At 67.6% G+C, this 21,753-nt stretch carries 17 protein-coding genes; 5 read left to right on the forward strand and 12 right to left on the reverse strand.

The window, feature by feature from the left end; genetic code table 11:
• Positions 1–69: 69 nt before the first annotated feature.
• Positions 70–486, forward strand: coding sequence for a hypothetical protein (locus GLP40_RS16800; protein ID WP_230329638.1), 417 nt, complete (start codon positions 70–72; stop codon positions 484–486).
• Positions 487–709: 223 nt separating this feature from the next.
• Here the strand turns inward: GLP40_RS16800 and GLP40_RS16805 are convergent, their stop codons facing one another.
• Entirely contained in the window at positions 710–1,543 is an 834-nt protein-coding gene (locus tag GLP40_RS16805) for a tRNA (adenine-N1)-methyltransferase (protein WP_154788855.1), read from the reverse strand.
• A gap of 110 nt (positions 1,544–1,653) precedes the next feature.
• Here GLP40_RS16805 and GLP40_RS16810 point away from each other — a divergent pair, with 110 nt between their 5' ends.
• Positions 1,654–2,526 carry a RecB family exonuclease gene (locus GLP40_RS16810; RefSeq protein WP_154788856.1) on the forward strand — a complete coding sequence of 291 codons (873 nt, stop codon included), beginning with the start codon at positions 1,654–1,656 and terminating at the stop codon, positions 2,524–2,526.
• A gap of 40 nt (positions 2,527–2,566) precedes the next feature.
• On the opposite strand, the gene hisG is transcribed toward GLP40_RS16810, so the two are convergent.
• From hisG to metH, 9 genes are all read right to left on the reverse strand, one after another.
• A complete protein-coding gene (hisG, locus tag GLP40_RS16815; protein WP_154788857.1) occupies positions 2,567–3,418 on the reverse strand; it encodes an ATP phosphoribosyltransferase in 852 nt (283 codons plus the stop codon).
• Positions 3,419–3,507: 89 nt separating this feature from the next.
• A complete protein-coding gene (locus GLP40_RS16820; protein ID WP_033085388.1) occupies positions 3,508–3,771 on the reverse strand; it encodes a phosphoribosyl-ATP diphosphatase in 264 nt (87 codons plus the stop codon).
• A gap of 43 nt (positions 3,772–3,814) precedes the next feature.
• Positions 3,815–5,617: a choline/carnitine O-acyltransferase gene (locus GLP40_RS16825; protein WP_154788859.1), complete on the reverse strand. Its 1,803-nt coding sequence runs from the start codon at positions 5,615–5,617 to the stop codon at positions 3,815–3,817.
• Between the two features lie 188 nt (positions 5,618–5,805).
• The gene (locus GLP40_RS16830; RefSeq protein WP_328290258.1) at positions 5,806–7,167 is read right to left on the reverse strand and encodes an NAD(P)/FAD-dependent oxidoreductase; all 1,362 of its coding nucleotides are present in this window, start codon (positions 7,165–7,167) and stop codon (positions 5,806–5,808) included.
• A gap of 69 nt (positions 7,168–7,236) precedes the next feature.
• Entirely contained in the window at positions 7,237–8,067 is an 831-nt protein-coding gene (locus GLP40_RS16835; protein WP_328290259.1) for a class I SAM-dependent methyltransferase, read from the reverse strand.
• Between the two features lie 14 nt (positions 8,068–8,081).
• On the reverse strand, positions 8,082–8,981 hold the full coding sequence (locus tag GLP40_RS16840) for a HalD/BesD family halogenase (RefSeq protein ID WP_230329639.1): 900 nt from the start codon (positions 8,979–8,981) through the stop codon (positions 8,082–8,084).
• A gap of 575 nt (positions 8,982–9,556) precedes the next feature.
• Positions 9,557–10,252 (reverse strand): HAD family hydrolase, encoded by a 696-nt coding sequence (locus GLP40_RS16845; protein WP_328290260.1) that lies wholly within the window; start codon positions 10,250–10,252, stop codon positions 9,557–9,559.
• A gap of 64 nt (positions 10,253–10,316) precedes the next feature.
• The gene (locus GLP40_RS16850) at positions 10,317–12,020 is read right to left on the reverse strand and encodes a serine/threonine-protein kinase (protein ID WP_154788860.1); all 1,704 of its coding nucleotides are present in this window, start codon (positions 12,018–12,020) and stop codon (positions 10,317–10,319) included.
• 80 nt (positions 12,021–12,100) lie between these two features.
• Complete coding sequence (gene metH / locus GLP40_RS16855; RefSeq protein ID WP_154788861.1) at positions 12,101–15,679, reverse strand: methionine synthase; 3,579 nt, start codon at positions 15,677–15,679, stop codon at positions 12,101–12,103.
• A gap of 198 nt (positions 15,680–15,877) precedes the next feature.
• Between metH and GLP40_RS16860 the strand changes: the two genes are divergently transcribed.
• Positions 15,878–16,771, forward strand: a complete 894-nt coding sequence (locus GLP40_RS16860; RefSeq protein ID WP_040857388.1) for a PAC2 family protein — start codon at positions 15,878–15,880, stop codon at positions 16,769–16,771.
• A 69-nt stretch (positions 16,772–16,840) separates the two neighbouring features.
• Here the strand turns inward: GLP40_RS16860 and GLP40_RS16865 are convergent, their stop codons facing one another.
• Positions 16,841–17,146, reverse strand: coding sequence for a hypothetical protein (locus tag GLP40_RS16865; RefSeq protein WP_328290261.1), 306 nt, complete (start codon positions 17,144–17,146; stop codon positions 16,841–16,843).
• Between the two features lie 245 nt (positions 17,147–17,391).
• Between GLP40_RS16865 and GLP40_RS16870 the strand changes: the two genes are divergently transcribed.
• On the forward strand, positions 17,392–18,531 hold the full coding sequence (locus tag GLP40_RS16870; RefSeq protein WP_154788863.1) for an XRE family transcriptional regulator: 1,140 nt from the start codon (positions 17,392–17,394) through the stop codon (positions 18,529–18,531).
• 69 nt (positions 18,532–18,600) lie between these two features.
• Complete coding sequence (locus GLP40_RS16875) at positions 18,601–19,401, forward strand: DUF2127 domain-containing protein (protein ID WP_154788864.1); 801 nt, start codon at positions 18,601–18,603, stop codon at positions 19,399–19,401.
• 197 nt (positions 19,402–19,598) lie between these two features.
• Here the strand turns inward: GLP40_RS16875 and GLP40_RS16880 are convergent, their stop codons facing one another.
• Complete coding sequence (locus tag GLP40_RS16880; RefSeq protein WP_154788865.1) at positions 19,599–21,674, reverse strand: alkyl/aryl-sulfatase; 2,076 nt, start codon at positions 21,672–21,674, stop codon at positions 19,599–19,601.
• Positions 21,675–21,753: the final 79 nt, after the last annotated feature.

Raw genomic sequence — 21,753 nt, forward strand, 5'->3', positions numbered from 1 at the left:
CCTGGTATACGCAACGTCACGCGGACGCTTCGTGTTTCCGTGGCTACCATCGCGGCCCTCACGGCCCTTATGGCAACTGTGACCGGCTGCGGCTCCGACGACAAGGGTTCTTCGTCGTCGAAAACCACCGTCTCGGCTACCGCCGCCGCGCCCGCGCCGACCGCGGAAGCCCTGCAGCGCGTCCTCACGGCCTTCGCCGACCCGGCCGAACCGACTGCCGACAAGGCCAAACTAGTCGTCGACGGCGACAAACGTCTCGGAAATATCGACACTATGAATCAGGGGCTGGCGCATTACCAGGTCAGCTTCACCGTCGGTGAGATCAAACAGGACGGGACCAAGGCCGACGCCAAAGTATCGGTGACTTCGCCGCACGGCGCCATGCCCGACGTCCCGATGACCTTCCAGTACACCGACGGCGCATGGAAGCTCTCCGAGGCGGGAGCCTGCACCATCCTCGGCATGGCCCGCGCCGCCTGCCAGTAAACAGCCATCACGAAAAACCCGAGCGGCACACCGACGTCGGCTGGCAGCTGTCGGCGAACACCGGCCGCGCCATCCTGGCCATGGGAAAGACGTCCCGCCGACCGGGCGAAACCGCACCGAGACCGACTGAAGTCGCCGGCGCGCCCCCGCCCCCGCCCTTCAGGGCGGGGGCGCGTTCGTATCGTGGCCGGATCCGGCCTCGAGAGATGCCTTTCGGCGCGCGCTAGCCCTTCGAGGGACGGCGCTGCGGCTTCGGGGCCGTGACACCGTCGGCGAGGCGGCGGGCCTTGACCAGGAAGGCGGTGTGGCCCTGCATGCGGTGTTCGGGGCGAACGGCCAGGCCGACCACGTGCCAGGGGCGGACCATGGATTCCCAGGCGGTGGGTTCGGTCCAGCAGCCCTGACGGCGGAGTGCCTCGACCACCTCGGAGAGCTGGGTGGTGGTTGCGACGTAGGCGAGGAAGACGCCGCCGGGGATCAGGGCCTTGGACACCGCTTCGAGGGCATCCCAGGGCTTGAGCATGTCGAGGACCACGCGGTCGACCTGTTCGCCGGAGTAGTCGGCGACGTCGCCGAGGGTGAGTTCCCAGTTGGCGGGGCGTTCGCCGAAGAAGCGCTCGACATTCTTGACGGCGTGCTCGGCGTGGTCGTCGCGGATCTCCCAGGAGATGACCTTGCCCTCGGGGCCGACCGCGCGCAGCAGCGAGCAGGTCAGCGCACCCGACCCGGCGCCGGCCTCGAGGACCTTCGCGCCGGGGAACATGTCGCCCTCGTGCACGATCTGGGCCGAGTCCTTGGGGTAGATCACCGCCGCGCCACGCGGCATCGACAGCACGTAGTCGGTCAGCAGCGGGCGCAGGGCCAGGTAGGGGGTGCCCTTGGCGGAGTTCACCACGCAGCCCTCGTCGGCGCCGATGAGGTCGTCGTGGTTGATGTGGCCGGCGTGGGTGTGGAACTCCTTGCCCGCCTCCAGGATCACCGTGAACTTGCGCCCCTTGGCGTCGGTCAGCTGTACCCGGTCACCGATCTGGAAAGGGCCGGTCCGTCTGGCCGTCATGAAACTCCGTTCTGCGTGGTTCGTGGTTGTGGTGAAGTCGTGCGTCGCCGCGATTGTGCTGCGCCGGATTCGTGCGCACCTTGTCGGTGCCTGCGTTTAGCCTGCCAGGTATGTCGGTTGACGTGATCAGTACCCCGGAGACAGAGCGGTTCGCTCCGCGTGGTCCCGCCCTTTCCCCTTCTCGCGCAATCGATTTCAAACAGTGTCCGCTGAAGTACCGGCTGCGCGTCATCGATCAGATTCGGGAGCCTCCCTCACGGGTGGCGGTGCGCGGCACGGTGGTCCACGCCGTGCTGGAGGCGCTGTTCGGGCTGCCCGCCACCGAGCGTGGTATCGAGGCCGCGGCCGCGCTCATCGAGCCCGCCTGGGCCGGGGTGCGCGAGTCACGGCCCGAGGTGGAGGCGCTGATTCCCGAGGCGGAGCTGCACGCCTTCCTGGCCGAGGTGCGGACGCTGGTGGGCGTCTACTTCCGACTGGAGGATCCGACCGGTTTCGATCCGGAGTCGTGCGAGACCTATATCGAGGCCGAGCTGCCCGACGGCACGCCCCTGCGCGGGATCGTGGACCGCATAGACCGCTCGGACGATGGAGAACTGTATGTCATCGACTACAAGACCGGCCGCGCGCCGGGCCTGACGTATGAGACCCGGGCCCTGTTCCAGCTCAAGTTCTACGCCCTGGTCCTGCTGCGCACCCAGGGCCGGGCCCCGGCGGAACTGCGGTTGATGTACCTGGCCGACGGCGTCACCCTCACCTACACGCCGGACCCGGAGGAGCTGCTGCGTTTCGAGCGGATCCTCTCGGCGCTGTGGGCGGCCATCGTGACCGCCGCCGAGACCGGGGAGTTCCCGCCCAGTCCGAGCTGGCTGTGCGAGTACTGCGATTTCAAGCGACTATGCCCCGAATTCGGCGGCACCCCACCGCCTTTCCCGTCCGGCGAGGACGAGGCCGACGCGATCACACCGGAGCCCACCGCATCCTGACCGGGACGCGCCCGCCGCGGATGGCGGCGGGCGCCCGGAATCAGAATGCGCGGCAGGACCGGATATCGGTGGCCAGGATGGCCTTCGCGCCCAGATCGGCGAGCTGGTCCATGAGCTCGTTGCCGTTCTTGCGCGGCACCAGAGCGCGCACCGCGACCCACTCGGGATCGGTGAGCGGGGACACGGTCGGCGACTCCAGGCCCGGGGTGATCTTGACGGCCTCTTCCAGCAGCGCCTTGGGGCAGTCGTAATCCAGCATCAGATACTGCTGGGCGAATACCACGCCCTGGATGCGCGCGACCAGTTGGTTGCGAGCCTTGTCGCGCTGGTCGGCGCCCTTGGCCTCGATCAGCACGCCCTCCGAGTGGCACAGCGAGTCGCCGAAGGCGACCAGGTTGTGCTGGCGCAGGGTACGGCCGGAGCCGACCACATCGGCGATGGCGTCGGCGACACCGAGCTGAATGGAGATCTCGACCGCGCCGTCGAGTCGGATGACTTCGGCCTCGATGCCGCGCTTGGCCAGATCGGTCAGCACCAGGTTCGGGTAGGAGGTGGCGATGCGCTTGTCGTAGAGGTCCTCGACCTTCCATTCGCGCCCGGCCGGGGCGGCGTAGCGGAAGGTGGAGCGGCCGAAGCCGAGCGCGAGCCGTTCCTGCACGGGCGCACCGGAATCCAGGGCCAGGTCGCGGCCGGTGATGCCGAGGTCGAGCTCGCCGGAGCCGACGTAGATGGCGATGTCCTTGGGCCGCAGGAAGTAGAACTCGACCTGGTTGACCGGGTCCAGCACGCTCAGCTCGCGGGAATCGGTGCGCTTGCGGTAGCCCGCCTCGGCCAGGATGCCGACGGCGGATTCGGACAGTGCGCCCTTGTTGGGGACGGCGACGCGAAGCATGGGAGGTCCTTTCGGAACGGGGAGGGAAGACGTGTCGACACGGGGATCGGTGAACGGTGCGCCGCAGGTCAGTGCGGCGCACCGGCACATCACAGATGTCGGTACACGTCCTCGAGCCGCAGCCCGCGGCCCACCATCAGCACCTGCACCCAGTAGAGCAGCTGCGAGATCTCCTCGGAGAGTTCCTCATCGCTCTGGTACTCGGCCGCGATCCAGACCTCGCCGGCTTCCTCGAGCACCTTCTTGCCCTGCGCATGCACGCCGGCGTCCAGGGCGGCGACGGTGCCCGACCCCTCGGGGCGGTTGGCGGCACGGTCCTGCAGCTCGGCGAACAGGGCTTCGAAAGATTTCACGGGGAGTGATTCTCTCAGACGGGCGCACACTCCCCGCAATCGGTTATACGGTGAGCAGTTCTGCGAGTTCGGCCACGGCTCCGCGTAGCTGGTCGGCGAAGTCGTGCATCTGCTGGGCGACATGCTTGGGCGTGGCCAGGTAGAGATTCCAGCGGTCGGGCAGCAGCACGTAGGCGATGCCGATGCACTTGGGGCTGGTGGAGCCGAAACCGAAGTACTGGATGTTCACCGACGGCGCGGAGCTGGTGCTCAGGTAGTCGTCGCGGGTGATGGTCCATCCGGGGCTGTCGTAGAACGGCATCGGGGCGGTGGCGCCGAGCTGTTCGCCGCGGCGGCGCTGGATCCACTGCAGTTCCCACAGGTGCTGCTCCGGGGCCTCGCCGCGCTGGCATTCCTGGGCACGGCGCACATGCGCCTCCGCGGCGGTGCGCAGCGCCACCAATTTGCGGTCGCGGTCCACGGCCGGATCCTCCATGGCGGCAACGAAATCCAGCATCTCCTGGGTGATCACGCGCATGGCCTCGGTGCGGCCGTTGCGGTACTGCCGGGTGGCGATGGATTCGTAGGTGGCACCGTTGAGGCCCTTGCTGCGCCGGTGCGCGAGCTGATAGCTCAGCTGCGCGAAAGCGTCCGGGGAGATGCCCAGGCGCTTGGCGCGGTTGGTGCCGAAGTCGAACGACACCGTGGTGGTCGCGTTGTCGGCGGCGTACTGCGCGAAAGAGGCCGCGGCGGAGGCGATCTCTGTCTTCGATTCCGGGCCGAGAGTGAATTCGACGGGCTCGATGGCGGGCAGCCCCTGCGGCTGCGCGCCGGACTGTTCGGCGTGGTCGGTGACCGGCGCTTCGAGCAGGGTGTCGACGAAGGACAGAATGGTGGTGCCGTCCAGGCCGCAGTGCTCGACATTGATGCCGGCCTCGCCGTCGGCGAAGACGATGAACGACACCGACTTGTCGAACCAGCGGTTGCCGCTGTCGCCATGCAGCAGCTGGTCGCAGGCGTGCAGGGTGTCGCGGGGCGCGAAGTCCTCGAGGCACAGACAGAACAGCGCGGTCTCGATGGTGTCGAAGGCGGCGGCATTGGCGGGGCGCAGGGCGGCGTAGACCGGCGCCCAGTCGGCGCGGGCCAGGGTGGTGAGGTGTCCGGGCGAGACATTGGTGGCGGCGCGGCGCGCACCGGCCTTCATGACGGCGCGCAGCCCGTCGGCGAGGTCCCCCGGGGTGTGGGGTACCCCATTGGGGCCGATGACGTCCATGCGGAACATATTGCCGCGGTAGAAGACCACGATATGGCGGGCGTCCGAGGGTCCGGGCCATTCGTCGCTGTAGGGTACCCGCACAGTGTCCTGCGGCGCGCCCGGAATGCGGGTCTCGGAGAACAGGAACTTGTTCTGCGCCATATTGAGTCGCGTCCCGCGCTGGATGGCGGGCGGGATCTCCTCCTTGTCCAGGCGCAGCTTGTAGTTGACCGTCGCGGCGATGAGGGCGGCGGCGCGTTCGCTCTGGTCGGCGCTCGTCGAGGAGGCCAGCGCGGTGTCATCGCGGAACAGGAAGAAGAAGTTGGCGTTCAACGCGATTCGGTCGCGGCGGCCCAGATAGCGGGACGGCCAGAACTCATCGAGCCAGCTGCCCACGCCCGGGGTGTTGTCGAACCGCTCCAGATCGGCGTGCAGAACGCGGGCGGGGCTGTCGGGGCGCAGCAGGTCCTCGACGGCGGCCTCGGTGGCGGCGTACTCGTCGGGGGTCAGCAGGGGCGCGCACCAGTGCAGGAAGCGGGTGCAGCTCTCCTCCAGGGTGGGCAGCGGAACGCGGGGCAGCTGCTCGTCGAAGGCGAAGGTGCTGTCGCTCAAGGGGTGTCCTCATGGGTCGATGGGTAGGGGCAGCCTGGCTTTTGCACACATGTGACCGTCCCCCGTCCGATCACGGCACCTATTCTTGCCGTCGAAACCGTCCGCGCGCCAGCCTTTCGCTGGAAACCACACGGTCGGACGGGATGTGCATTTACTGCGCTACAACAGTTTTCATGCGAGTGCCGAGGTCAGTCCGGGTCACCGAGCCCCTTCAGGACCCGAGGGACCTCGTCGGCCCGCAGGTAGCAGCCGGACTGTTCGAAGCCGCCGATGGTGTGGGTCTTGTAGTCGCCGTAGCCGATGCGCAGGAAGTCGTCGCCGCTGAGCCCGTGCACGGTCCAGTCGAAGGCCACCCGGGCGCGGGCGACCGCGGTGCGCAGGGCCATCAGGTGGTAACCGCGGGCGACGAACTGCGCTGGGACACCGCGCAATCCGATGCCGAGCGGGCGGGCCAGCGCGTCCCGGCCGCCCAGGTCGACAACCATGCCGAGATCGGGATGCCGGTAGGGCTCGGGCCGCCCGCCGCGCAGGGTCGCCAGGAGGTTCTTGCCCATATGTCTGCCCTGGCGCATGGCGTGCTGTGCCGTGGGCGCGCACACCTTGTCATCGCCCTCGGCGACATCGGGCACCGCCGCCGCGTCACCCATGGCCCACACGCCCTCCAGGCCCGGCACGGACAGATCGGCCTCGGCGACGATGCGGCCCTTGACCGTTTCCGCGCCCAGGTGCGCGGCCAGCGGGCTCGGGGTGACACCGGCCGTCCACAGCACGGTCCGGGACGGGATGAATCTGCCATTGGTGAGTTTCACCCCGTTCGCGGTCACCTCCGCCGCCGACGTCCCGACGATCAGTTCGATACCGCGTTCGGCCAGAATCCTTTTCGCTTCCGCGCCGAGCCGCTCCCCCAGTTCCGGCATGATGCGGTCGCCGTGAGTGACCAGATGCCAACGCACCATACCCGCCTCGATCTCGGGAAAGAATCGCTCGGCCGCGGCCTTGCACACCTTGTTCAGCACCGCGGCGGTCTCGGTCCCGGCGTATCCCGCGCCGATAGTGACGAAGTTGAGCCGCTCCCGATCCTCCTGCAGCCCGCCCCGCAGGGCGGCGACATCGAGCTGCCGCAGGACGTGGTCACGCAAATACATGGCCTCGGGCAGGGTCTTCATGCCGAAGCCGTGCTCCTGGAGCCCGGGCACATCGAGGACACGGGTGATGGAGCCCGGGGCCAGGACCAGATGGTCGTAGTCGAGGGCGAGTTCGCGCCCCGGGGACCGGCGCACCACCACCCGCCTGGTGTCGTGATCCACGCCGATCACCATGCCCGGCACGATCTCGGTGCGCCGCAGCACCCGCCGCAGCGACACCGAGACCGACCGCGGGTTGAGGGTGCCGGAGGCGACCTGCGGCAGCAGCGGCAGATACAACAATCCGGCGTCGGGGGAAACAAGTTGGATGAACGCCTCGTCCGGCCTTACGCGGCGCTCCAGATACCGGGCGCACTCGACGCCCGCGAAACCACCGCCGATGATCACGATCTTCGCTGGTGCCACCGATTCACCGTAACAATCGCGGGCAGTTTCGAGGTGGATCCCGCCTGTGAATTCCGGGCTCGACGGTGATCAGTCCTCGGTCGCGATGCCGAATTTCGGCCGTGACAGATACAGCTGGGCGTAGAGCCACCCGTCCGATTCGTGACCGGCGGTGTCGATGCCGCCGTCCGCCAAGGTGTTCAGCACCCGCGCCTGCTCGTCCGCGGAGGCGAAGCGTCGCTGCCGGAAGCAGCCGGGTGCGCGTTCGGTCTGGTAGCCGAGGGTCTCGAGGTGAGCGGCGATGGGGTCGAAGGAGAACATGCGCAGCACGAAATGCGCCATCCAGGGCAGTTTTCCGCCATGGGCGCGGGCCACGCGCAGCAGGGTGCGTTCGGTGATGTAGCCGACGCAACCGGTGGAGATGACCAGGTCCGCGGCGGCCAGGGTGCGGCGCTGAGCCTCGGTGGGCTCAGCGGATTCCAGGTCGGCGTGCACGGTGTCCTGGAGGAGTCCGGCGGCGCGGGCGTAGTCGAGGGCGGGGCGCGAGGCGTCCATGCCGATGAACCGGACACCGGGGAGCTGGTCGTGGGTGCGCAGGAGGTGCCGGTCGCGGTCGATGAGCGCGGCGGTGTCGTCGCCGTCGCGGCCGCGGTATCGCTCGGCCAGGTCGGGCATGGTGGTATCCAGGCGCAGGAGGGCCGCGTTCACGCCGTAGGAGCAGCCGATATCGAGGACGGCGGGGGTGGCGATGCCGGTGGCCGACCGGTACTCCGCGAGCAGCCGCTGGAAATGCGGCTTCGCCAATTCCGGTATCTGATAGTCCAGTTCGGCCATGCGCGCGTAGTACTCGCGTGGATCGGGCCGATCGTAGATGTCGTCGAACGAGGCTTTTCCGGTGGAACTGTGTAACGAAACCGGCACGCGCTGGTCCCCTCTCAGTCGAGCAGTCGATCGCCGCGGGCCTCGCCGACGGCCAGATGATCCGGCAATACCCGCCCGAACAGCTGCCGGGTCCGTTCGGCGGTGCCGATCAGTCCCGGGGTGTCGCTGTAGGCGAAGATCGCCGAATGCCGTTGCACCGTGCCGCCTACGGGCGAGACCCGGTGCAACGAGAATCTCCCCTGGAACAGCTGCAGATCCCCCGGCCGCAACTCCAGCCGCCGGATTAACCGCTCCCCGTGCCCCGTCAGCACCGCCCGCACGTCCGCGAAGTTCTCCGCCTCCCGTGAACGGATGCTCGGGCAGTATTCGAACACCCCGCCGCATTCCGGCTCCTGGGTGAGCATGCTGACGGTGAACTCGTTGGTGTCGAAGTGCCAGGGATGCGACATCCCCGGCGCGACCACATTGAGGCACAGCCCCGCCAGCGGATCGGTGTACTCGTGCAATTCCGCCAGCCCGAAGCAATCCGCCACGAACCGCTGGAACCGGGCATCGGTGTACAGCCGCTGGATCAGTGCCTCGGCCGGAATGAGATCCCTTGCCACGAAGGCGTTCCCGCGCCGCAGAACGATCCGTCCCGGATGGTCGGGCGGTAGATCGGCATCGAGGGGAATGTTGTAGGCGTTGACGTTCTCGACCGTGTAGTACGCGTGCGGTGCCAGGGCCACCCCCTCGTCGCGCAAGGTACTCACCAGCTCAGGTTTGATGAACCCGCGCAGCACGCAGCATCCTTCGGCCGCCAACTCGGCGCGCGCGTTCCGCACGGCGGCCAGCCACCCCTCGTTCCCCGGCGTATCCAGCGGGTACTTCCCGACGTCCACCCCGGGCACGGGCTGCCAGCCCGCCACGCCGTCGGCTTCACACGCGTCTGCCCGACCCCCGACCGCAACCATGAAGCCCATTCTTGCCGCCCGGACGCCCGACACGCCCGAGATCATCCGCGATTGTGAATACTCACTATTCCTGCGCCTCAGCAGGTCTCATGCGGTAGCGGTCGCCCGCTTCGGAGTAGACGCTTCAGCCGTCGCGGCCGTACGCCATCCGGATCGGCCCGTATCCACGGCCCGGCCGGGTCCGTCGCCCACCTCGGCGACACGACCATCCGGCGGTCGATTTCGGATGCGCTACAACTGGATTCATGAACGGTGACAATGTTCCTCGACCGGGGGCGCGGTCGTGAGAGGACCGACAGCATGGGCGGTCGGGGATCGTGGGAAGCGTCGCCCAGACGCCGAATCGCGTATCCGGACCGGCGAACTCGCCGGGCCGCTTCCGCGTCACCGCGATGCCAACCGCCGATCCGCCTCCGCCACACGCCGTTTCGCCGCCACCATTCGATAGGCGTCCTCGACGATCTCGGCGAGCTCCGTCCAATCCAGCGCCATATCCACATAATTCCAGCACGCTCTCCACATCGGCAGGCTGGACGACGAACACGCGGCAGCCTTGGACGAATGGGAACCGTGATTCAGGAATTCGCGCGCACCCGCACCAGGCGCGCCAGATCCGCGACGCTCAACCCGACGAGGCTCTCACGGAAGGTACGGTCCGGCGCATCCGGAACGGCAACCTCGCACGGCACCACCAGGAGCGCGCAGCCCGCCGCCTGGGCGGCGATCGAGCCGGTGGGCGAATCCTCGATGGCTACCGCGTTCTCCGGGACGATATCGAGGAGTTCGGCGGCGCGGAGGTAGACGTCCGGAGCGGGCTTGCCGTGGGGCACCTCGTCGGCGCACACAGTGGCTCCGAAGAATTCGCGGCCGATGGTGTCGAGGCCGTACTCGGTCAGCGATCGCTTGGTGTTGGTCACCAGGGCCATCGGGATTCCGGCCGCGCGCACCATCTCCAGGGCTTCGCGGGCGCCGGGACGCCAGGGCACCGGGCCGTGGAACAGCTCGGTGACCCGGCGCTCCATCCACTCCGACGCCTCGGCGACGGCCTCGGGGGTGTGTTCGATGCCCAACCCCGCGAACAGGATCCGGAAGGCATTGGGGCCGGATGCCCCGATGAGCGCGTGCCGGACCGGATCGGTCAGCTCGCGACCGTACTCCTCGGCCAGTTCACGCAATGCCATGTCCCAGAGCTTTTCCGAGTCCAGCAGCGTCCCGTCCATATCCCACAACACCGCGTCCAACCGCGCCACCGGCTCGAACTCCTTCCACACACCCCGACCATGAACAAACCGGCTCCGCCGCGGGGCGGAGCCGGTTCAGCCTATCGGGGGCCGATTACAGGCCGGAGGCCGCGATGAGGAGATGGCCGGTCGAGGAGTCGACCTGGATCCAGCGGTTCTCGGTGGACACCTGGCCGTTCTTGGAGACGTAAGTGAGGGTGACGACCGCCCGGTTGTCGCCATTGGGGGTGACCCCGCCGACGCTCACCGAGGAGATGCCGCCCCAGAACTGCGCGTAATTGTTGTAGCCGCCGGTGGATGCCTGGTAGCTCGGCGACAGCATGGACCACGCGCCGCCGACATTGCCGGGCAGCATGCCGTAGTAGCCCTGGATGAACGAGGCTACGGAGGTGGCGGCCGGCGGGCCGAAGGGCGTGGTCGAGGCGGGCGGCGTCGTGCTCGGGCGTGCCGAGGAGCTCGGAGCGGCCGAGGACGATGGCGCGGGCGTGGTGGTCGGGGCGTGCGTGGCCGCTCCGGCCTCGCCGCTGCGCGCGGGCTGCTGGCCGCCGCTGTCGGCCTGGCCCATATTGTCCGGCGACGTCGCCGGACCGGGTGCGGCCGAAGCTGTGACCGAAGCCCCGTTGTCCGCCTGCGGCGTAGGACCGCTTCCGCCATTGCGGCTGACCGCCAGGGCGACCACCGTGACCACGATGAGGACGCCCACCACGCCGACCGCCGCCAGCATGAGCTGGCGCGGATTCCGATCCCCGCCACCGGCTTTCGCCCCGGCGGGCCCGCCCGGCGGCGGCGTGTTCGGCACCGTGCCGCGCGGCGTCGACGCGCCCTCGGACATGTCGACGTGCACGGTGGCGTCGGCGGCATTGCTGGGCGCGCCGCTGCGCGAGCCGGCCATCACCGTGGTGGCGGCCGAACCGTCCACGACGGCAGCGGCGTTCATCGAAGGCAGCACCTTGGTGGGCTGGATCGGCGCGGCCGGGGCACGCCCCTCCGCCACCGCGTGCAGCCGTTCCGCCGCCTGCACCATGGTCGGCCGATCCGCGCCATCGGCGGCGAGCAGGTCCATGAGGACCGGCCCGAGCGCCGCGGCATGCGTGGGCCGCGGCACCTGGGCGCGCGCGACCGAATGCAGCACGGCGAGAGGATTGTCGCCCTCACCGAATGGCGGCTTGCCCTCCACGGCAGCGTAAAGCGTTGAGCCCAGGGCGAATACGTCGGAGCTGGGCTCCGGGTTCTCGCCGCGCGCGACCTCCGGCGACAGATACGCGGGCGTGCCCGCGAGAAATCCTGTCGAGGTGACGGTCACGTCCCCGGTGGCCCGGGAGATACCGAAGTCGGTGATCTTCACCGTCCCGTCGTCGGCCACGAGGATATTGGCGGGCTTGACATCCCGGTGCACGATCCCGGCCTTGTGGGCCGCGGCCAGCGCCTCGGCGACCTTGGCCCCGATCCGCGCCACCTCGACCGGTTCGAGCCGGCCCTTCTCCCGCATGAGCGCTGCCAGGCTGACGGCGTCCACGTATTCCATGACCAGCCAGGGCTGGCCGTCCTCCTCCGCCACATCGAAGACGGTGACGGCATTGGGGTGATGCAGCCGCGCCGCGATGCGCCCCTCGCGCATCGCGCGCATCCTGGCCTCGACGGCCTGAGACCGGGTCAGCCCCGGTGTCAGGAGCAATTGCTTGACCGCGACCGTGCGCCGCAGTCGAACGTCGGTCGCGCGCCACACGACCCCCATTGCACCGGTGCCGATCGGATCCGTTAGTCGGTATCGCCCCGCAATCAGCCGGTCTGCGCTCATGTGGTTGTGCCCCTCCTGCTGGCTTTCGCGCCGAGCACCCCTGCAACTCTGCGCGAAAGCCCGGAAATCTGGTGAAAATATTAGGCGTTGAAGTACTTGGCTTCCGGGTGCAGCAGCACGAACGCATCCGTGGACTGCTCCGGATGCAGTTGCAGCTCCTCCGACAGCATCACTCCGATCCGGCCGGCGTCCAGCAGCTCCACGAGTTTGGCCCGATCCTCCAGATCCGGGCAGGCGCCATAGCCGAACGAGTACCGTGCGCCACGGTATCCGAGTTTGAAGTAGTCCAGCACATCGGCGGGATCCTCGTCGGCGACCGAATGCCCTTCCAGTGTGAGCTCTTCCCGGATCCGGCGATGCCAAAACTCGGCGAGGGCCTCGGTGAGTTGCACGCCGATGCCGTGCACCTCGAGGTAATCGCGGTAATTGTCCCCCGCGAACAGTGCATTGGCGAAGTCGGCGATGGGCTTACCCATGGTGACCAGTTGGAACGGCAGGACGTCCACCTGACCGGTTTCGGTCGCGTGCTCGCGCGAACGAATGAAATCGGCGATGCAGAGGAACCGGTCGCGTTGCTGACGCGGGAATGTGAACCGGAAGCGTTCCGGCGCATCGGGTTTCGGTTCGGTGAGAACAATCACATCATCGCCCTCGGACACCGCCGGGAAGTACCCGTACACCACCGCGGCGTGCTGCAGCACGCCCTCGGCGGTGAGCCGGTCCAGCCAATACCGCAGGCGCGGACGGCCTTCGGTCTCCACCAGCTCCTCGTAGGAGGGCCCGTCGCCGCCGCGCTGTCCGCGCAGGCCCCACTGGCCCAGGAACAGCGCGCGCTCGTCGAGCAGAACGGAGTATTCGTTGACCGACAGACCCTTGACGATGCGCGAACCCCAGAACGGCGGCGTGGGCACCGGCAGGTCCGCCGCCACGTCCGAGCGCTCCGGCACCTCGACGGGCACCTCGGCAGCCTTGCGCTCCCGGGCGATTCGTTTGGACCGCTCATGCCGCGCCTTGCGCTCGGCGGCCTTCGCCCGGGCCTCGATAGCCTCCGCGGAATCCGGATCGAGGCCGCCGCCGCGCTTGACGGTCATGATCTCGTCCATGAGCCGCAGGCCCTCGAAGGCATCGCGCGCGTAGTGCACCTCACCGTCGTAGACCGCGGTGAGATCGTTCTCCACGTAGGCACGGGTCAGCGCCGCGCCGCCGAGGAGCACCGGGAACTGCTCCGCGACGCCGCGGGTGTTGAGTTCCTCGAGGTTCTCCTTCATGACCACGGTGGACTTCACCAGCAGCCCGGACATGCCGATGACGTCGGCCTTCTTGTCCACCGCCGCGTCCAGGATGGCCGAAATCGGTTGCTTGATACCGAGATTCACGACCTCGTAGCCATTGTTGGACAGGATGATGTCCACCAGGTTCTTGCCGATGTCGTGCACGTCGCCCTTGACGGTGGCCAGCACGATGCGGCCCTTGCCGGAGTCGTCGGTGGCCTCCATATGCGGTTCCAGGTAGGCGACCGCGGTCTTCATGGTCTCGGCCGACTGCAGCACGAACGGCAGCTGCATCTGACCCGAACCGAACAGCTCGCCAACGGTTTTCATGCCCGACAGCAGGGTCTCGTTGATGATCTGCAGCGGCGGGACCTCGGCCATGGCCGCGTCCAGATCGGCCTCCATCCCGGCCTTCTCGCCGTCCACGATGCGCCGCTCGAGCCGCTCGAACAGCGGCAGCGCCGCCAATTCCTCGGCACGCGAGGCCTTCGACGAGGCCGCGGACACGCCCTCGAACAGCGCCATGAGCTTCTGCAGCGGGTCGTAGCCCTCGGTGCGCCGGTCGTAGACCAGATCCAGCGCCGTCTGCCGCTGTTCCTCCGGGATCCGCGACATGGGCAGGATCTTGGACGCGTGCACGATGGCCGAATCCAGGCCCGCCTCGACGCATTCGTTCATGAACACCGAGTTGAGCACCTGCCGCGCGGCCGCGTTCAGGCCGAAGGAGATGTTCGAAAGACCCAGCGTGGTCTGCACATTCGGGTGCCGCTTCTTGAGTTCGCGAATGGCCTCGATGGTTTCGATGCCGTCGCGGCGCGACTCCTCCTGGCCGGTGCCCAGCGTGAAGGTCAGCGTGTCGATGATGATGTCGGACTCTTCAAGTCCCCAGTTGCCGGTGATGTCGGCGATGAGCCGCTCGGCGATCTCCACCTTCTTCTCGGCGGTGCGCGCCTGGCCCTCCTCGTCGATGGTCAGCGCGACCACGGCGGCGCCGTGCTCGGCCACCAGCGCCATTGTCTGCTGGAACCGCGAATCCGGCCCGGCGCCGTCCTCGTAGTTCACCGAGTTGATGGCGCAGCGGCCACCCAGGTGCTCCAAACCGGCCTTCAGCACCGGGGTTTCGGTGGAGTCCAGCATGATCGGCAGCGTGGACGCGGTCGCCAGGCGCGAGGCCAGCTCGGCCATGTCGGCGGTCCCGTCACGGCCCACGTAGTCCACGCACAGGTCCAGCATGTGCGCGCCGTCGCGGGTCTGGTCCTTGGCGATGTCCAGGCACTTCTGCCAGTCCCCGGCCAGCATGGCCTCACGGAATGCCTTGGAGCCGTTGGCATTCGTACGCTCGCCGATCATGAGGATGGAGGCGTCCTGCTCGAACGGCATCGAGCTGTAGATGGAGGACACACTCGGCTCGTGGACCGGATCCCGCTTGGCCTGCTCGACCTCGCGCACCGCCTCGGCCACCTGCCGGATGTGCTCGGGCGTGGTGCCACAGCAGCCGCCGACCAGCGACAACCCGAACTCGGACACGAACTGGCTCAGGGCGACCGCCAGCTCCTCCGGAGTCAGCGGGTACTCCGCGCCCTTGGCGCCGAGAATCGGCAGACCGGCGTTGGGCATGACCGACACCGGCAGCTGGGCATGCTTGGACAGATGCCGCAGGTGCTCGCTCATCTCGTCCGGACCGGTGGCACAGTTGAGCCCGATCATGTCGATGCCGAGCTTCTCCAGCGCGGTCAGCGCCGCCCCGATCTCGGAGCCGACCAGCATGGTGCCGGTGGTCTCCATGGTCACGTGCGTGATGATCGGGATCCGGCGACCGGCCCGGTCCATGGCCCGGTGGCTGCCGGTCACCGCGGCCTTGACCTGCAGCAGATCCTGGCAGGTCTCGACCAGGATGGCGTCGGCGCCGCCGTCGAGCATGCCGAGCGCGGCCTCGGCGTAGGCGTCGCGCAGGGACGCGTAGGGCGCGTGGCCCAGGGTCGGGAGCTTGGTGCCCGGGCCCATGGACCCCAGCACGTACCGCGGCGTGCCGTCGGCCGACGGGCCCATGTCATCGGCGACCTCGCGGGCGAGGCGAGTGCCGCGCTCGGACAAATCACGAATTCGATCGGCGATGTCGTAGTCGGCCAGGTTGGGCAGATTGCATCCGAAGGTATTGGTCTCGACGGCGTCGGCGCCGGCCTCGAAATAGGAGCGGTGAATATGGCGCAGCACGTCGGGCCGGGTTTCATTGAGGATTTCGTTGCATCCCTCGAGGCCACGGAAATCGTCGAGCGTGAGATCCGCGGCCTGCAGCATCGTGCCCATCGCACCGTCCCCGATCACGACACGCCGTCTGAGCGTGTCCAAGAGGGTGGTGTCGAATTCGGCGCGGCTGCGTACAGACATGTACTCAAGAGTAGTGGGAAGGCACGACAATCCCCGCGTCGGTGTGGCTGTATCCGATCTGCCCTCCGCTTCGCTCCCCCGCTCCCAGGCGGGGCCTATCGAGCCGCATTCCAGCATCGAGACGGTCGCGAACCGACCCGGCCGGCGCTCTTGCGCGTCGGCGATACGCGTGTGGACCGCACCCCGTAGGCTGACCGGGTGAACGCCAGTGAATCCCCGGTGCCACCCGAATCGGACCTGCCTACGCTGCGGGATCCGGTGCTCGTGGCCGCCTTCGAAGGCTGGAACGATGCCGCCGACGCCGCCAGTGGCGCGGTCGAGCATCTGGAACTGATCTGGGACGCGCAGCCGCTGGCCGAGCTCGACTCCGAGGACTACTACGACTATCAGGTCAACCGGCCGACGGTGCGGCAGGTTGACGGGGTGACCCGCGAGATCCAGTGGCCCTCGGCCATGCTGTCGGTCTGCTCACCCCCGGGCAGCGATCGGGACGTCGTGCTCTTGCGCGGAGTCGAACCGAATATGCGGTGGCGCAGTTTCTGCAATGACATCCTCGAATTCGTCGAACAACTCGGGGTGTCCACGGTGGTGATCCTCGGCGCGTTGCTGGCCGATACCCCGCACACCCGCCCGGTTCCGGTCACCGGGACCGCCTATAACAAGGAAGCCGCGGAGCGCTTCAACCTGGAACAGACCCGTTACGAGGGACCGACCGGAATTACCGGAGTGCTGCAGGACGCGTGCGTGCGCGCGGGTGTCCCGGCCATCTCCTTCTGGGCCGCGGTGCCGCACTATGTCTCTCAGCCGCCCAACCCCAAGGCCATCATCGCCCTGCTGCACCGGGTCGAGGACGTGCTCGATGTCGAGGTGCCGCTCGGCGGCCTGCCCGAACAGGCCGAGGAGTGGGAGGGCGCGGTCAACGAGATGACCGCGGGCGATGAGGAGATCGCCGAGTACGTGCGCTCGCTCGAGGAGCGCGGCGATGCCGAGGTCGATATCAACGACGCCATGGCCAAGATCGACGGCGACGCCATCGCCGCCGAGTTCGAGAAGTACCTGCGCCGTCGCGGCCGCGGCGGCTTCGGCCTCTGATAACCGACTCCGGCATCGAAACCTTTGTCGCACCTGCGTTTCGGCGCAGGTGCGGCGTCGTTTCGACGGCTAGTGCTCTACGGCCCAGATCTTGGCGGAGGCCTCGTGCGCCAGTTTCGCGATCAGAAGGTCGCGCGGAATGGTCTGGCCCGCAAGGTGATCGAGCGACGGCACCACGACGTGGTGGGCGTCGGCACGCTTGAGTTCGGCGGTCAGCTCTGCGAACGCGGTGCCATCGCCAGGGGTCGATTCATGGAACGTCGCGGCGAAGCAGAGGCCGGCGGATCGAGCGAGCCCGCACATGGCGTTCTCCAGCTCTTCGCTGCGGCCGTCGGCCAGATCGTCACGCACATACCCATAGATCAACGCTTCCACCCGAACCTCCGTTGGATTGGGGATCGCTGCCATAAGTGTGCCCTGCCAAACAGCTTGGCGTAGTCACGAATGCGATTGCAGATGTCAACCCACTGACATCCAGATGCCCTATCCGGGTCCGTCCGGCGTTAACTGGTGAGATACTACAGAGCGTGTCCGCCGGTGACGATCGACCTGTTTGGGCTGTCCGAATGCGTACCGAACGTGATGCTCGGGGGTGGTCTCAAGCGGATGCGGTGCGCGCCATGCGGTCCAAGTCGAGCCACAATCTGCCAACCGACAGCACACTTTTGCGCAACTGGCGGCGCTGGGAGTCGGGTGAGTCACGGCCGGACGATTTCTATGCCCCGATCATCGCGGCGGCTTTCGACACTGTGGCGGCGGCCTTCTTTCCCAAGTCCCGGCCCAATAGGGATGACGAGATGCTCTCGGCGACCGGGATGGACACGCTGGAATTCATTGGGCGGCTACGCATGTCCGATGTGTCCGCATCCACACTCGATGCCATCCACATCACCGCCGATCGGTTGTGCTCGGAGTATCCGTGCGCGGACCCCCACGAGTTGCACACCGAAGGCACGGCGTGGCTACGGCGCATCACTTCCCTACTGGACGGTCGCTTGACGCTGGCGCAGCATCGGGAGGTGCTGGTCCTGGCCGGATGGGTCGCCCTCCTGGTCGGCTGCGTCGACTACGACCTGGGCTGGCGTACCGCCGCCGAGGCGACCCGCCGGGCCGCGCTGTCACTGGGCCGGGAGGCCGAGCACGCCGAAATCATCGGCTGGGGAGCCGAAATGGCCGCCTGGTTCGCGTTGACGCAGGCCAACTACAAGGGCGCGATCGAAACAGCCGAGGCCGCGCACGCGACCACCGCAAGGCTGGGCGTCGGCGTCCAGCTGGCGGCACAGCGGGCCAAGGCCTGGGCACGGCTGGGCAATCGCCGCGAGGTGGAAAAGGCCCTCGCTCAGGGCCGTTCGATCCTGGACACCATCGACCACCCGTCCAATCTGGACAATCACTTCGTGGTCGACCCGCAGAAATTCGACTTCTACGCCATGGACTGCTGCCGGGTAGCCGGTGACGACCGGCTGGCGGAAGACTATGCGCGCCAGGTGATCCTGACCTCCACCCGCCCGGACGGCAGCATCCGCAAACCCATGCGCGTTTCCGAGGCGCATCTGACCCTGGCGGTGGTCGCCATTCGCGATCGCAATCTCGAACTCGCCCTCGACGAGGGCATGCGCGCCTTCACCGGCAAGCGCCGCTCGCTGCCCTCGCTCATGTGGATCGCGGGCGAGACGGCGCGGGAGATGATCGAGCGCTTCCCTGGCGATCCGCGCACCCGAACCTATCTGGACCAGTTGCGCGCACTGGCCGCGGGCTGAGACACCCGGCCGCGGGGCGACGCCCGCGTCGCCTCCCCCGGTCCGCGCCCACCGGTTACGCTCACGCGCATGGACTTCAGTCTGTGGACCTGCGCTGCCCGAGGTCACGAGACCTATGCCCCCACCGAGCCCGAGCTCGCGGCACGCCTCCACGTCGCCACTCCGGCGGGCGAATCCTGGCGGTGCCTGCGCTGCGGTGATTTCGTACCGGGCGAGCCGCGCCGCAGCGGTCCCGCCGACGACGCGCCCGAGGTGCCGCGCGGACATCTGCTGCGCGACCGGATCATCATGCGGCTGCTGGCGGCCGAGCGGGTCGGCCGCGCACTGGTGCTGATCCTGCTGGGTGCGGGAGTGTTGAAGCTACGGGGTTCGCGTGAACACTGGAAGGCCGACTGGGACAAGGATCTTCCGCTGATCCGTCAACTGGCGGACCAGATCGGTTTCAACCCCGACCATTCGAAGATCATCCGTGGCATCGACAAGGCATTCACGCTCTCGCCGAACATCCTGATCTGGATCGCCGTCGCCCTGTTCGCCTACGCGGCGATCCAGCTCGTCGAGGCGGTCGGCCTGTGGCTGGTCAAGCGGTGGGGTGAGTATTTCGCGGTGGTGGCGACCAGCATCTTCCTGCCGCTCGAGATCTACGAGCTCACCGAGAAGGTCACGTTCCTGCGCGCTGCCGCGCTCGTGGTCAACCTGGCCGCGGTGATCTGGCTGCTGTGGAGCAAATCCCTGTTCGGCCTCAACGGCGGAGCCGCACGGTATTACGCGGAGCATCACTCCGAGAGCCTGATGACCGTGGAGCGGGCCGCGGTGGCCGAGCAGGTCGAGGAGCCCACGCAGCGCATCGTCACCCAGCGCCGGCACTGAGCGCGGGGTTCACTCGGGCAGGCCGAGGCCGGGCCAGGATTTGATCAGCTCGTCGCCGAAGGCGACCCGGGCGTGCGACCCTCGAGATGGATGGTGAGGTCGAATCTGCCCATACCGGGACGCCACATTCGTTCACCTATGTCGCGGCGTGATGCCCCCGGCGACTCTCGTCACGCCACGACGATCCACCTCGCCGACTACGGGGTAACGATATTGAAGCTCGGGTCCGGCTTGTCCATCACGTTCTCGAGCTGCTTCAGCTTGGTCGGATCGCCGGTGACCTTGACCGCGCCGGACTGAATCTCGTTCACGATGGCCTTGGCGCCGGTCATGATGGCGATGAGTTCCAGCCGTGACAGGGTGAAGGTGGCGTCCGGGGCCGGGCCTTTGAAGCCGGCCGGGACCACGTAGTGGATGAGCACGCCATTGTGCAGCTCGGTGCGGTAGGTCTTGTTCTCCTCCGGGATGATCCAGTCGTTCACCAGGTGCACGTCCCATGCCTTGGGCCCATTGATCCGGAAGGCCGCCGAGTCGAAGACCTGGTCCACACTCAGCGCGCTGATCATGTCGGCGGAATTGGCCTTCGTCGGCGTGCCGAAGGTGCCGTTGCGCAGCTCGTAGGCGCCGGAGAGGAAGAAGTTGCGCCAGGTGGCGTTCTCCGAACCGTAGGCCAGCTGCTCGAAGGCGCTGGCCTGCAACATCTTCGCCTTCTCATTGCCGGGGTCGGCGAAGATCAGGTAGTTGAGAACCTGGACGCACCAACGGTAGTCGCCGTCGGAGTAGGCCCTGCGGGCGACCTTCAGCACGCCGCTCGCGCCGCCCATGGCGTCCACGTGGCGCTTGCCGGAATCCACCGGCGGGTGCTCCCACAGGTGTGCCGGGTTGCCGTCGAACCAACCCATGTAGCGCTGGTACACGGCCTTCACGTCGTGGCTGACCGAACCGTAGTAGCCGTGGTTGTACCACTTCTGCTCGATGGCCGGCGGCATCTGGATCATCTCGGCGATCTCGATGCCGGTGTAGCCCTGATTCAGCATGCGCAGGGTCTGATCGTGCAGATAGGCGTACGTATCCCGTTGCAGCGACAACCATTCGGTGAGCTTGTCCGAACCCCAGGTCGGCCAGTGGTGCGAGGCGAAGGCGACATCGGAGACGCCGGCGAACATCGTGATGGTCTCGGTCAGGTACTGCGACCACACGTGGGCGTCACGCACCAGCGCGCCGCGCAGGGTGAGCACATTGTGCAGTGTGTGGGTGGCGTTCTCTGCCATGCACATGGCACGGAAGTCGGGGAAGTAGAAGTTCATCTCCGACGGCGCCTCGGTGCCCGGGGTGATCTGGAAGACGACGTGCACGCCGTCGATGGTCTCCTCCTGCCCGGTGCGGGTGACGTCCTTGTTCGGCGGGATGAGGCTCACCGTGCCGGTCGAGGTGGTCATGCCCAGACCCGCGCCGACCTGACCCTTCTCGCCACGCGGCAGCGCGGCGCCGTACATGTAGGCCGAGCGGCGCGCCATGGCGGTACCCGCGAAAACGTTCTCGGCCACAGCGTGTTCCATGAAACCCTGCGGCGCGATCACCGGAATGCGGCCGGAGGCAGCGTCTTCGGCGGTGATGACACCCAGCGCGCCGCCGAAGTGGTCGACGTGCGAGTGGGTGTAGATCATGCCGGTCACCGGCCTCTGCCCGCGATGGGCGAAGTACAGGTCCATGCCGGCCTTGGCGGTCTCGGTGGAGATCAGCGGGTCGATGACGACGACACCGGTCGCGCCCTCGATGATGGTCATGTTCGACAGATCGAGGCCGCGGATCTGGTAGATGCCCGGAACCACTTCGTAGAGGCCCTGTTTCACTACCAGCTGCGACTGCCGCCACAGCGACGGGTGCACCGAGTTGGGGCAGTTGCCGTGGAGGAAGCCGAAGGACTCGTTGTCCCAGATGACATTGCCCTTGGCATCCTTGACCAGGTCGGGTTCGAGTTTGGCGATGAAGCCCTTGTCGGTGTCGGCGAAGTCCTGGGTATCGGAGAACGGCAGCGAGGACCGGGCCTGCCGCTGCTGGTCGACGATGTGGGCGCTCGGATCGACCGGATCCTTGCCGGTCCTCTCGGCGTCCGAGCCGTCGTCGCTTCTGCTGTCGCATCCCGTGACGGCCGCGCCCACTCCGGCGGCCACCAGCGCGGCCGCACCCGCCCCGAGCACCCCGCGCCGGGACACCGTGAAGCCGCCGGGCTTGCGGTTGCCGCCGTTGTTCGTGAGGTCCTCGTCGGTCATCAGCGCTCTCCTGTCTCCGTGCGATCGACGTGAGTGGCAGAACCGAATAACGATCGTTCGCCGCCATTCCGCCGCGGCT

Origin of the sequence: Nocardia aurantiaca (assembly GCF_009708175.1) — a bacterium.
Classification (GTDB): Bacteria; Actinomycetota; Actinomycetes; order Mycobacteriales; family Mycobacteriaceae; genus Nocardia; species Nocardia aurantiaca.